Source organism: Pseudoalteromonas sp. McH1-42, assembly GCF_022347845.1.
In the GTDB taxonomy this organism is placed as follows: domain Bacteria; phylum Pseudomonadota; class Gammaproteobacteria; order Enterobacterales; family Alteromonadaceae; genus Pseudoalteromonas; species Pseudoalteromonas rubra_D.
In genome coordinates, this window is record NZ_JAKRFU010000019.1 from 1 (window position 1) to 12895 (window position 12895).

Below are 12895 nucleotides of genomic sequence, written 5' to 3' on the forward strand. Positions count from 1 at the left end.
GTTATCTGGTTAGTTTTTGGCGAAATAAATTAGATCAAACAATGCCGTGCGTGTCCATCACATTGATTTTAAGAATGATTATCTGGGGATTCCTCAGAATCGGGCGTTATGTTTCTAGCTGTTCACTAAGAGAACTCGAGCAGATGTTGTATACCCTCATAGGCATGTTGGCTATTTATCTAGTGCTTAAGCTTGCTCTAAGATTGGTGATTTCTTATCGCTATCGATTAAAGAAAACTCAACTCAATGAGAAAATAGATGTTGATATTTCATCTGACGGTTTCGATCAAAAAATGATGGCTTACAAGCAAAAGGTGCCTACATTCATAGATCAAGGTTTTGAAATGGAAACATGTGATGACTCTATCGAGATTCCTTTCAAAAGAGTAGTTGAAGCTTTTGCGAGTGGGGATACTGAACAAATTCAAGATATTTGTTCCGATATTCTAAGCCTCACTCATGAACCTACACTTGAAGCTTTAGCTTCTCGTTTTGACGAATTTAGGTGTTTAGTTGCAAACCTTCCCGTCGAAAGGAGTTACGGTCGTGACTATAGGTTTACAGCCCTTAGAGCATCAAATTATCTCGGAGACGTTTCTAGAGGTTGGTGCAAATGTAAAAGCTTTAACTCAGGTAATTCCTTTTTTCCGCCGATAGCAACCAAAAAGGGAGATATTAAAATTATTGAAACAATCATAGTTAAAGAAGACTACTCTACTACTTACAAGTATGAATGTTTGAAGTGCGGCGCAATCAGTTCAGTCAATGTTAATATGGGCGGGCACGCCCCATTTACTCGGTCGCTTTAGCATGAAAAAACATAACAAGGCCACCATAGCAAGTACGATGCAAATTACGAAATGGAAATCACTGAGGCTGCTCTGGCTTCCATGGTTTATATTCCACCTTTACATCTATATTGAAATTTCGTTTTTTATAAACTCTCCTGATGCTATTCAGGTAATACGAAGTTTGATTACCTCTTCAATTTTGATTGGGTGTATTTTTTATGCTTTGGGTATACGGTTTCTTAACAGAGCATTCTGGCAATCTTTATTGGTTATAGGGATTATTGACGAACTAATAGGAGGGTTCGAAGACGGTGGTTTTGACCCAGTTACAGTAGTAGTCATTTTTTCATTTTATTTTGTTTTAGCGCTATACGCTCTTCAAAACAAAACAATATGGCGGCTTGATCAAGTATCTGAAACATAACAAGAAACAATGGCGCCAATAGCTAACTTTAACCATATCAGCCATCCCGAGGCGTCATCCGGGATGGCTATTTTGTCCTTTAAATCCGTGTTTGGTCAGTCCTCAGTGTGCGTTCGTTCAGCGATCCGCGCCTTCAGAGTTTGCACAAAGCTCCGTGATACCGGGATTGGGTTATCGGCGCCTGCCAGCAGCACAAAGTGTTTGCGGGCCTGGTATTTAAGCGCTAATAGCTGGGTGGCATTAATGATGTAGCTGCGGTGCAGCCGGTAAAATAGTGACTCGGGCAATTGACTGCAAAAGCCATCAAGCGTTTGTTCAGAAATAATAGTCTCTGTGTTGTGAATCTCTGCTCCGGGTTGGGTCAGGTGCACCCGCCGATAGCGGCCAATACTTTCAATGTAATTGATGTGTTCAAACTCAATGAGCTTTTGCTGTGCATGATCACTGAGTGTCAGGCACGCTGTGGAGTCCGATGGCTTAATCTGGGACTGCTGACGAATGATTTTGCCTATGCTTTTGGCAATCAGCTCCGGCCTGGCGGGTTTGACTAAGTAATCGATGGCATTGGTGTCAAAGGCTTTCAGTGCGTATTGTTCGTACGCGGTCATAAAAACCAGCTGATACTGTAAATCCTGCGTCGCTTTGGCGACATCAAAGCCATTGAGCTCTGGCATTTCAATATCCAGAAACACAATATCCGGGCGCTTAAGCATGATCTGTTCAATGGCGGATTTGCCATCGGCTGCCTCGGCAACAAGGGTGAGCTCATCAAAGCCACAGATCACTTCTTTTAACTGTTGTCTGGCTGCCTGTTCGTCGTCGACGATGATCACGGTTTTCTTAGTCATATACGGCTCGGTTTGGTTATCGGGGTAGCTGGATAAATGCACTGGTGCCTTCATCGCAGGAGATCAGCCTGAAACTCGCAGCGCCCCGATAATGCAGATTCAGGGTTTCACGAATAATGCGCAGTCCCTCGCCCTGACTGAGCTGGGTGTCGTCAAAAGGTGCGCCCGTATCCTGCACTTCAATCAGCAGGTCATGCTCCGTCGTTTCAATAATGATACTGATATGGCCTGCTCGCGCGTAGGGGGCAATGCCATATTTCACGGCGTTTTCAACAATCGGCAGCAACAGTAAAGAGGGGACCGGCAGCGGGTCGAGTTTACCCGGGCAATCCAGATCAAATGTCAGCCGATCGGCGAACCTTTTTTGTTGCAGCACAAGGTAAAGCTCCACCAGTTTAAGCTCCTGCTCAAGTGTAACAAACTGTTGTTTGGCCAGTTCAACGGTGTGGCGCAGCAGATCACTCAGGTCGTAAATCAGCGCTTTTGCTTTGTGCGGGTCTTGAGTAACTTCACTGGCAATCAGGTTAAGCGTGTTGAACAAAAAGTGCGGATTCGACTGCATTTTCAGCATTTGTAACTCAGCTTGTTTTGCCTGCAGCTGCGACTGAAAGTGATAGGTTTGCTGCTTGAGCATCAGCATGACCGCAATGTAGACCAGGGTCTCAAGTAACATAATCACTATGGGCAAAAAGGTCACCTGGGTTACTGCATTGCTGGTGGGCAAGCTGACGATAGGGCCAATCAGGATGTACAGCAGAATGATGGAAAACGGCCTGAGCAGCCAGATGTTATGACGACACCACGCAGGCAAAAACTGGGCGGGCAAAAACCGCGCACAGATTGACTCACACAGGTTAAACAGCAGGTAGCCTGCACAAAATCCGCTCCATATTTTCACTATTACCTCAGCTAACAGGGTCAGTGTAAATATATCGAGTAGCAGCAACACACAGGACAGCAGCAAGATATTGAACCAGGGCCAGATCAGTAGAAATATCCAGGCCTGGGTGGTGCTTTTGTTATAAAGGCCGATCTGGCTCTCTGCGGTAGGTGCAGTATTCACTCGGTGATCCAATCGTTGTTGATAGAGTAAATGGTACAAGCAAATTTGCTTGGATGAAACGTTGCCTCGACACCATTGGCGCAGACTTTTACACCATCTGCACGCAACAGGCTGGGGCGGTCAATTGCGCGGTGTTATTCCTGTGTCCCGGTAAGACAAGTCATTGTCATCTGATACATAAGGAAAACAACCATGGTTTACAACATTCGATCATCACAATTCAAATTAAAGCAGTCAGTTATGACTTTGCGTAAGGTCATTGGCGTATGCCTGTTCAGTAGCATACTGGTGGCCTGTAGTGACAACGATGATGACACGGCCAGTGTCGAAGAAACGGTCAGCACAGACACCCCGGTAGAAACCCGGCCCACAACCGGGCCGCTCAGCGAGGCCTGTCTGGAGGCAGAAATGGTGCCTTCAACCACCAGCAAAGGCGTGGAGTTTATCCGCACTCCGGATGCGTGTTTTGATGAGCTACCTGGCTATGATTTTGCAGCGAATTATCTGGACATTGAAGGGTTAAGGCTGCATTACGTGGATGAAGGACCAAAAGACGGTGAAGTGGTACTCATGCTGCACGGCCAGCCAAGCTGGTCGTACTTATATCGAAAAATGATCCCGATATTGGCTGAGGCCGGTTATCGTGTGATTGCCCTTGATAATATGGGCATGGGTAAGTCAGATAAACCCCTTAATGTGGCGGTGCATCAGTACGAACATCATGTCGCCTGGACCAAGGCGTTTATTAATCAGCTACAACTCACCGATATCAATTTGTTTGTACAAGACTGGGGCAGTCTGATCGGGTTGAGAGTGGCAGGGAATATGTCTGAGCGCTTTGCCAGAATCGTCGTCGCAAATGGGGATATGCCCATTATTCCGACTGGTACGAACCCTTATCAAGTGCCCAGCTTTGAGATAGATGAGTCGCAACCAGCAGATGCCAGCACCTTTTTTGATACCCGTTCAAGTGATCGCGTCGAAGGGTTTCAGCAATGGATCGATTATGCCGCCAGTGTACCGGAGCTGATGGCGGGGGATGTGGTGCAAAAGCTCTCTGCAATTGAACTGACTGAGGCCGAAGTCACCGCATACAATGCGCCTTATCCCAATGTGCAGTACAAAGCGGCTATCCGGGCGTTTCCTTCCATGCTCTCCGGCATAGAAATGCAAACTTTACCGGCATAGCAAACGCTGGGCGCTTATCATAACCCGTTTATGTTCAATGCAGGCGAATATGACACAGGACTCGGCAGCGAAGCCAATCAGCGCAAGTGGGTAGACCATGTACCAGGCTCTGACGGGGTAGATCACAGACGTTTTCAGGCCGGGCACTTTATCCAGGATGATGTAGGAGAGGACCTGGCGCTGCATGTGTTAGATTTTTTGCAAACGACCGCGCCACAGACTCCGCTGGTCACGGGCGGGCCAAGCTACAACATGCGGTACTGTGAGATCTTATTGCCTTTCCTGCAAGATGACAAAATAGTTGCTCAGGTGTGGGGTACGCCGGGCGTGGATATGTGTCGTCAGGCTCAGTGGGATGCCATTGACTTTGAAGACGTTGTCGCAGAATACGGCGCACTGACTGCAATCCCTAACGGTCCACGTTTTTTTGTGGTGGACGAAAGCCGGGGAGCGGAGGTGATAGCGCAAGAGGCTGAAACGCAAATTCGCCAGTTCGGTGAAATAAACATGCGTTTATTAACCACCGCAGATCTGAGCGCTGCGCAGGGCGAACAACTTCCTTACGTTGCCGGTGAGGTGTCGAGAAGCAATACCTGGCACTTCTATAAAGGCAGACGCATTTATGAGCTAACCGATAACACAGGTCAGGTTTTTGTGATGCAGTCGTTCAGCCGTATTTCGGACGCTTCATTGCAAATGGATGACTTGGCAAACCTGGGAGATCGGCTCACGCTGCCTGAAGGCTGGACGTTTTCCAGTCGTATCTTGACGGAAGCGCTGGATATGACGCCCGCAGAGGGCATTGCTTATGTATTGCAGGATGAATTAGGCAATAGTTATCAGCTGGTGCAGTAGTCTTAACAGATCACTTACCTGAGACAGCTATTCGCTTGACATGGCTCAGACACCAACATTGGAGTCGGTGTCTGAGTCAGGGCTTTGCAAACCATGACAAGGACCAAAGTCAAAGAGACGGATACTCAGCGAAGCGGTCCTTTTTGAGTGAATTCGCTATGGCTTTGGCCGGCCAGCTCGATGAGAAAATTGACACGTCTACCGTTGAACAGTGGCATCCTCGCATTAGTTAAACTATCCCGTTTTGATTAATAAGTTACAAGACAGTATGAGCGTTACTTAGTATCTTTTTGGGGTGCAGATTGACACTTTTAATTACAGGAACAGCGTTCTGAGTTTGCATATTGAAGTGTCAGGTTTGATCGAAATTAATGTATATTTTCATAGGGGAAGCGTCAGATTTCAATATTTAATCCATGTGCAGTAGTGTCTTATGCGTTTTCAATTAAAGTACATTGATGGTTACTTTCCAACCAATGATCTTGCAGGTATAATGCGCCCAATTTTGCAATTATAATGGAAGTTCATTTAATGAATAAAACAACTCTACCACTGAGTCTGGTAATGTGTTTAGCTCTGGCAGGATGCGGTTCAGGGTCAGGTGATGATAACAAACAAACTAATGTCGGTTCTGAAGAGCAAAAAGTGACAGAGCCGGAGACTAACTCAACAACAGAGCCAGAAGAGTCTAAAGAGTCAGAAACTGAAGAAGCTGAAGAGTCGAAAGAGACTGAATCTGAAGAGCCGGAAAAAGAGTCTGAAGAGCAGCCTCTGTCTATCTCAGTCACTTCTTTATCCAGCACAAGTATTGTCAGCGCAGCTTCAACTGAAGTCAAAGTTGCCGTCTCTGATGAAAGCTTGGTAAAAGAACTGTCTTTGCTGGTTAACGGTGAGAAAATCAGTACTATCAAGACGGCTCCCTGGACATTTGACTGGAATGCGTACTTTTGGGGCAATTCATCACCGACTATTACAATTGAAGCCGTGGATCAACAGGATCAACGTCACCTTCTGAATAACCCGTTCACCGTAGAAGTGACAAACGAAGTGATTGACCCGTTGGTGTTTAATGCATTGCAGGCTGAGGTGCGCAATGTCGATGCGCTGCAACTTGCGCTAAATCCAGTCGAAGGCGCTACTAATTACGAGGTAAAGGTAGCGTTTAATGACGAAGAAACATTCGTTACATCTGATAGTGTCAATGTTGGACTGAGCGACTTATCCCCTGGCGACTACATTATTAGCTACCGTGCAAAAAATGCACATGACCATACTGGCCCTTGGTCTGCACCAGCTGAATTCAGCCTATTGAATCCTCTCGCTCCAGCAGCACTGGGTGAACCTGAAATCGAGTTCAGCGAACAGGGCTACAAATTGACTTTTGCAGCGCCGGAGCTTGAAGACGGGTTTTACATGCAACTGTCCGTATCAGGTTATGACCAACTGATGGCCACAACTCAAGATGGCGGTGCGTTAGTGTTTGAAGGGCTCAATCCAGGTTACATGCAATTTGAGGCAAGGATCGTAAATGCTTACGGTCATATCTCTGAACCCGCTATGACTTTAGTGAACCTTGCCGCGCCACAGACGCCAAACAACGTCTCTGTTAACATGACACCAGAAGCTTCTCAGCATCGTGTAGCATTCAGTTGGGATGGTGTGCAGAATATTGATTCATACACGTTGACAGCGATTAATACTAAGACTCAACAGTCTTTTACTGAGTCAGTTAGCGGTGCGAACAATATCGAATTGTTATTGCCTGCGGGTAACTACAGATGGCAGATGCAAGCGACTGACATTGCAGGTAACCAGTCACTCTGGAGTGATTCATGGTATATCGACGTTGCGCAATATGATGTTAGCTTTCCAAACGACGGTCACTCGTTTACCAGTATAGAGACTCAGGATAAAGGGCTTGTCATCCTATCTTCAGTACGAAATGACAACTGGCTTACAAAGCTAGATGCTTATGGGCGTGTTGAATGGGAAAAAACCATTGAGAAGCCCGGAAGTGCGCCTCTGAGGGAGATTCATGAACTTGCCAATGGGGAGTTGATCGCCAGTGGTGACATTTATGATGGGACTGTTAGAGCCTATTTTTCAGTAAGTGCTAAGTTCAGTGCGAGTGGCGAATTAATCTGGTACAGCGAAGCGGAAAGCACAACCGACACGGATCACATAGGTAATATGCACTCTGCGGTTGTGTGGAATGATCAGTATTATCGCCTGAAAGTGTATAAGCCACAAGATGGAGACTACGATGCGCAAATACAGCAACTGGACTTGTCCACGGGTGAGATAGTTAAAAGCACAGCGCTGACTAACCCGAACGCTGCTTACCATAACATCCCGAAGCAGCTATTGGTCGTAAACTCTGAGCAACTGGCAATTGGCGGTGTGTTGAGCTCGCGTTCGGACTTTAGTAGTGGTCTGTATGTTGTTAAAGTTGATACTGACTTTCAGCAAACACACTTCTGGGAAGGCATTCTCAATTACGTAGAACTTTTCACAACATTTAAGTTGGATAATCAAAATAACCTGTTACTTTTTGGCGCTGATCATGCATCGAGTGACATTAGAATCAAGTTGGATCCTGACCTAGGTTTGCTGTCGGAGGTCCGTGAGTATGATGATTTCGACATTAATTTCGAATATGCGGCTTATGTCAATGAAGATGGCTCAGTTTCCGGGATAGGTTATAACCACAGCAACGACGAAGTCGTGGAAGTAAAGCTTAATAGCAAACTCAACTATGTATTTGCTAATCCCATTGCTGAGCTAGACTTACCCAGGGAACCAGTATGGGTACATAAATCCGCAGATGGTACAACGAATATCGGGAGCAAGAATTATAGTACTAATACCCTGCGTGTAATACGCAAAGTGCTAAATTAACGGCTTCCATACCAAAACGAAACCCGGAGCAAAAGTAATAAAGACGCTCCGGGTGACGTTTACGACCGGCCTTTAGCAGCAGGCAGTTTTTCCAGATTATATCGTTTCATATTCCTATCTTTGGCTGGTTTTTTCCCATAGGGCCAGAAAGCACATCGACCGCTTCCATCACTTTGATTTTCAACTTTTAATTCGCTTCTTAAATCGGGACTAAGCTGAAAACGTCGTACTTACCGGGTTTTGTGTTGCAACGTCCTGAAATGCGCAGAGTTCATCATAAATATAGTTACCATAAACAAATTATGGGTTAGCTACCTGGGATCTGTTGTTTGGCACATTGTCGAACCCAAAAGACTATGTCCAGCTGGTCGGTTTTGATGAAACACGTAAAAACAGAGTCTACGACATGCGCAAGACCAGGGACGTCTATAAATCATAACCACTAGTCTACACGTCAATTAGCTTAGTGATTCATGGCGTGTGATTGAGCACACGCTGAGCGTGCTTTTTAGTCTCGTTTTTCTCATTGTGATTTTCATCCTGCATTGCGTATTGCAATAACGCAAATCAGAAAAATAAAAACCTTTAAAAATCAGTGTCATAAAGTTGGCCTCATGCTTGCAATCTCTCTAGCAGCAAATCAAAACGTTGGAGAGTCACATGAAAAAGATATTATTCGGAGCCTGCGTGTTTTCCGCAGGACTATCAGCCGCCCCGTTCGACACGTGTCCGTCAAAAGCCTTTTTGGTGCAGGGGAACACGGCAACTATGTATGGCGTTAACCTGGTCTCAGGTTCGTACACCACGTTCGCTGAAAACGTTGGTACCAACAACAAGCTTAATGGCATCGGGTTTAGCGTCCACGACCGTTACATTTACGGTTGGGACTACAGTAACAAAGACATCGGTCGGGTGGGAAAAGACTACGTTCTTGAGCCCATCATGACGTCGGGATTCCCCGATACCAACTTTTACGTGGGTGATGTCGCTATTCACGAGAATGCATTTTATGTTTATAAGAAAGGCAGTAGCTTAGGTCTTTATCGTGTATCGCTCGACGAAAACAGCGACGACTATTTGCAGGCAGAGCGTATCATTGATGGCAGTGCGCTGAACCTTAATATCTTTGATATGGCGTTTGCACCTAATGAAAATGCCAGCCTGGCATATAGCGTAGACAGCAATGGTAATCTACACCGCATTGACGTATCAAATGGCACCAGCACCAATCTTGGCAATGTGGGTCAGTCAGGAACGTTTGGAGCCGTCTATTTTGATGTGGAGAGCAATTTTTACATCAGCAGAAATCAGGACGGGCATGTTTATAAAATAGATATAAACGATACAAATAATACCCAGCTTTTCGCATATGGTCCGGTTTCCAATACTAACGACGGCGCACGCTGTGCAACAGCCCCGATTATTGATGATACAGAAGACCCAACCATAGACTATGGCGACGCACCGGATAGCTATGGCACCTCGCTTAACGCCAATGGTGCGCGTCATAATGTGGGTGACTTATTTTTCGGCCAGAGTGTCAGTGCAGAATATGTACCTAAAGCCACAGACGACGACAACGGCATTAGCTTTTTAACCAACCTTGAAACAGGCTATGAAACGCTGGTTTCGTTCACGCTATCGAAATCCGGGTATGTGAATGCCTGGATTGACTGGAACGGTGATGGCCAGTTCCAGCAGTCAGAGCGTGTGATAAGTGAGTACCATGGGGTTGCCGGTGAAAACCGTGTGCTCATTCCTGTGCCTGTTGATGCTGTCGCAGGCAGCACCTGGGCCAGATTCCGGGTTTCGAACACCAGTGATATTGCACCACAGGGCGGGATTGATAATGGTGAAGTGGAAGATTTGAATGTCTCTGTTGTTGCCAGCAGCCTGATCCAGAACTCGACCTCGTGGAAAACCGCCGCGTTTGAAGATTTATGGCCGCAAAAAGGCGACTATGACTTTAATGACGTGGTAGTGAGATATCGTGTGACGACCAGCCAGATTGGTAACCAGGTTGTGCGTTACAACATTGAAGGCGCGCTTATCGCAGTCGGGGCCGGTTATCACAATGCCTTTGCCATTCGTTTAAAAGACATTGCCCGTAAGCATGTTGATGAAGCCCAGGTTGAACTGACCGTTGACGGATCACTACAGGACGGCAGTCCGCTGGAAGCCAACCGAAACGAAGCCATTGTCGTCATCTTTGCCGATACCAGAGAGATGGTGCCGGTGCAGCCAGGCTGCAAATTCTTCAGAACTGAAACCGGCTGTAGTGACATCCAACGAGCGCCTTATTCTTTTGAAATCAGCATTCCGCTCGCGACCAGTTACAACGCGAATGTGGCGACCAACAGCAAAGTTGACCCGTTTATCTTCGCGGTAGATGGTCATTACCATGGGCCATTCGTAGACCAGAACAACGGTCGTGGCTGGGAAGTCCATCTTAAAAATCATGAGCCAACCGAAGCGTTTGACAGTAGTTACCTGGACCAGGGCGATGACACTTCATCAACCAATGGTTACTTCCAAACGTCAACGGGTTTGCCCTGGGCACTTATCATTAACTCTCAGTGGGACCACCCAATGGAGCGCGTTGATATGTCACTTGCGTATCCTCAATTTGTGGAATTCGCCCAGTCAGCAGGCGCACAGAACGCAACCTGGTTTGAGAATCCAGTATCTGACTATCAATACACCATCAGCAACGCAGCGCAAAACTAGGAGAGCATCATGAACAAATTAATCGTAACGCTAATGACACTTTTACTAACAGCATGTGGTGGTGGTGGCTCTGAAGGCAGCAGCAACAGCCAGTCGACCAGCAATACGGCCCAGGCCAGTGTGACGAATACAACGCAAACGCAATCGAGTAACCAGGCTCAGCAAGGTAACGCAACTGAGCAGCAAGCGAGTAGCACCGAAGAGCAGGTAGCTGAGGAGCAACCTGCGGAAGAGGCCCCAGTTGGGGAAGGCATGGAGGCTGTGGTTGTAGATGGCGGGTTTGATTTCCAGACGGATGTGCCGGTCACTGTTTCAGTTGCCCCCGATGTGGTCAATGGTCGCGCCTACATCAATGTGTGTCAGCAAGATGCCGCGCTCACCAACGACGATACCTGCTTTTTGAGAGCGCCAGTTGATAGCAATGGACTAACGGTTCAGCTTGAACTGCCGCATTCGGAGCAAAAGTTAAAAGCTGAAATTTGGTATTACAGTACTGGCGTCGAGCCGCTTGTATACACCTGGGAGTTTGATGGCACTCAGCAACAGCAAGCGTGGACAATTAACTAACCAGTATGCATGAGCAAGATTCGTGGTGACTCACGATAGTCCAACGTAAAGCATATCTCAGCAGTGAGGTATGCTTTTTTCTTTGTGTTAAACGTGCCAGTTTACGACTTGAGGGAGTTATGCTGAGAGCCGCAATCTGCTGGTGTTTCTGGCCTTCCGCTAAATGTCCCTTAAATTTATTAATCTTTTCTTGCTGGTTTGGCGTTGTAAGCGCTGCAGAATCCTAAAAATCAAAACAGTCTTGCAGACTGGTACAGCAGGTGTTAGTTTGAATTTTATACTTACAATGCGTTATTGCAGTGGTGGTGTATGCTTGCTCAAGTAGTGGCGTGAAACCTGCAAGCTTTCAAACAACCTGCTATGGACTGATCATGTTTAGAGTTGTTTTGGGCACAGTGATATTGGTTGTTTTATTATTCTGGAGTGTGTCCCTGGCCGTTTTACCAAATTATGTGTGGTTAATTAAAGGGCTCACAAAAAAGCAGCCAGAACCGGAGTCACCTATTGAGTATGTGGTTGCATTGGTACCAAGGAATTTAGCCAAATTTAAAATTGAACATTTAGAGAGCGATTGCTTTTTTTATATTGATGGGCAAAGGATCAGTTACCTATCAATCCTTATCGATATCATATTTGATGCCTTTCGCCTGGACTCGTTTGAGCTGGATAAAGTTGCATCTAAACAGCTTGTGTTAAGGTTCAAAGAGCAAGGTTGCAGTTTAAACGTACATCACCCCGCAAATGGATTGGCGCCCATTCATTCTGCCTTGTTATCCGGCTATTTAGATCATGACTACCTGATACGACTGATTGAGCTTGGTGCTGATGTTAATCTGCCCATTAAACATGCTGACTTTCATTCGCATGGTGGGCGCACAGGGCTTGAACTTATCAGACTGATAGTTGCAAACAACAGAAGTACTCACCCGGCCTATTTCAAGCGCTTGTTGTTAGAGTTAGAAGCACGTAACCAGTCATTAAGTCGGGTTGAGGCTTCGCGCTTAGACTGAGACTGATGTCTCGTAAATTGAATGTATAGCAAAGGAGGCACCTTGAAAACCGCAATAGAGATACCGCAATTACCCGAGGACTCAGCGCGGGCTAAAATTTCACACATAAACGTGAACGAAGGTCAGCAGGTTGAGGCAGGGCAGGCACTTTTTGAGGTGGAGACCGACAAAGTGATATTAGAAGTTGAAGCCCCACACAGTGGTGTTGTAGAGGGGTTGAATATCAGCCAGGGGTGTCACGCCGAGCCAGAACAAATCACCATGTATTTGAGAAGCCCCGTGCCCGGAGAAACGCTTACTGAGCGTAAAGAGGCCAATTATCGCGAGGCCATGATTGAACAAGTAGTTAAAGGTGATTCGGATAGGGTCCTTCTGGAGCAAGTGATAGGAGAGCGCCTGTTTGACAAGCGCGGGCTTATGTGTGGCGCTATTGGTTGTGTTGTTGGGGTATTAGTTGGTGTTATTGGGACTTATGTGTTGATGGGGACGTGAGTTAACCATGTCAGTCAGCAGAATGACTTACT

Annotated in this window: 11 protein-coding genes; 9 read left to right on the top strand and 2 right to left on the bottom strand. The window is 46.4% G+C overall.

The features are described 5' to 3' along the window. Together MHN31_RS16780 and MHN31_RS16785 are read left to right on the top strand one after the other, a co-directional pair. On the top strand, positions 1–809 hold an 809-nt coding region (locus tag MHN31_RS16780; protein WP_239444834.1), incomplete at its 5' end, for a hypothetical protein. Position 810: 1 nt separating this feature from the next. Next, complete coding sequence (locus MHN31_RS16785) at positions 811–1215, top strand: hypothetical protein (protein WP_239444835.1); 405 nt, start codon at positions 811–813, stop codon at positions 1213–1215. A gap of 95 nt (positions 1216–1310) precedes the next feature. Here the strand turns inward: MHN31_RS16785 and MHN31_RS16790 are convergent, their stop codons facing one another. Continuing rightward, positions 1311–2063, bottom strand: a complete 753-nt coding sequence (locus tag MHN31_RS16790) for a LytTR family DNA-binding domain-containing protein (protein ID WP_239444836.1) — start codon at positions 2061–2063, stop codon at positions 1311–1313. Positions 2064–2079: 16 nt separating this feature from the next. Then, positions 2080–3126: a histidine kinase gene (locus MHN31_RS24400; RefSeq protein WP_239444837.1), complete on the bottom strand. Its 1047-nt coding sequence runs from the start codon at positions 3124–3126 to the stop codon at positions 2080–2082. Positions 3127–3366: 240 nt separating this feature from the next. On the opposite strand from MHN31_RS24400, the gene MHN31_RS16800 reads away from it, so the two are divergent. The 7 genes from MHN31_RS16800 (at position 3367) to MHN31_RS16830 (ending at position 12863) form a co-directional block, all read left to right on the top strand. Beyond that, complete coding sequence (locus MHN31_RS16800; RefSeq protein WP_239444838.1) at positions 3367–4314, top strand: haloalkane dehalogenase; 948 nt, start codon at positions 3367–3369, stop codon at positions 4312–4314. 30 nt (positions 4315–4344) lie between these two features. Next, the gene (locus tag MHN31_RS16805) at positions 4345–5169 is read left to right on the top strand and encodes a hypothetical protein (protein ID WP_239444839.1); all 825 of its coding nucleotides are present in this window, start codon (positions 4345–4347) and stop codon (positions 5167–5169) included. A 531-nt stretch (positions 5170–5700) separates the two neighbouring features. Then, complete coding sequence (locus tag MHN31_RS16810) at positions 5701–8067, top strand: Ig-like domain-containing protein (protein WP_239444840.1); 2367 nt, start codon at positions 5701–5703, stop codon at positions 8065–8067. Between the two features lie 660 nt (positions 8068–8727). Next, complete coding sequence (locus MHN31_RS16815) at positions 8728–10794, top strand: LruC domain-containing protein (protein WP_239444841.1); 2067 nt, start codon at positions 8728–8730, stop codon at positions 10792–10794. Positions 10795–10803: 9 nt separating this feature from the next. Next, on the top strand, positions 10804–11361 hold the full coding sequence (locus MHN31_RS16820; RefSeq protein WP_239444842.1) for a hypothetical protein: 558 nt from the start codon (positions 10804–10806) through the stop codon (positions 11359–11361). Between the two features lie 371 nt (positions 11362–11732). Then, positions 11733–12371, top strand: coding sequence for a hypothetical protein (locus MHN31_RS16825; protein WP_239444843.1), 639 nt, complete (start codon positions 11733–11735; stop codon positions 12369–12371). Between the two features lie 42 nt (positions 12372–12413). Continuing rightward, a complete protein-coding gene (locus MHN31_RS16830) occupies positions 12414–12863 on the top strand; it encodes a lipoyl domain-containing protein (RefSeq protein WP_239444844.1) in 450 nt (149 codons plus the stop codon). Positions 12864–12895 lie beyond the last annotated feature (32 nt).

Bases quoted from the DNA above. Each gene is read 5' to 3' on its own strand.
- MHN31_RS16785 (WP_239444835.1), top strand. From the start codon at position 811: ATGAAAAAACATAACAAGGCCACCATAGCAAGTACGATGCAAATTACG.
- MHN31_RS16820 (WP_239444842.1), top strand. From the start codon at position 10,804: ATGAACAAATTAATCGTAACGCTAATGACACTTTTACTAACAGCATGT.
- MHN31_RS16825 (WP_239444843.1), top strand. From the start codon at position 11,733: ATGTTTAGAGTTGTTTTGGGCACAGTGATATTGGTTGTTTTATTATTC.
- MHN31_RS16815 (WP_239444841.1), top strand. From the start codon at position 8,728: ATGAAAAAGATATTATTCGGAGCCTGCGTGTTTTCCGCAGGACTATCA.
- MHN31_RS16790 (WP_239444836.1), bottom strand. From the start codon at position 2,063: ATGACTAAGAAAACCGTGATCATCGTCGACGACGAACAGGCAGCCAGA.
- MHN31_RS16805 (WP_239444839.1), top strand. From the start codon at position 4,345: ATGTTCAATGCAGGCGAATATGACACAGGACTCGGCAGCGAAGCCAAT.
- MHN31_RS16800 (WP_239444838.1), top strand. From the start codon at position 3,367: ATGACTTTGCGTAAGGTCATTGGCGTATGCCTGTTCAGTAGCATACTG.
- MHN31_RS16810 (WP_239444840.1), top strand. From the start codon at position 5,701: ATGAATAAAACAACTCTACCACTGAGTCTGGTAATGTGTTTAGCTCTG.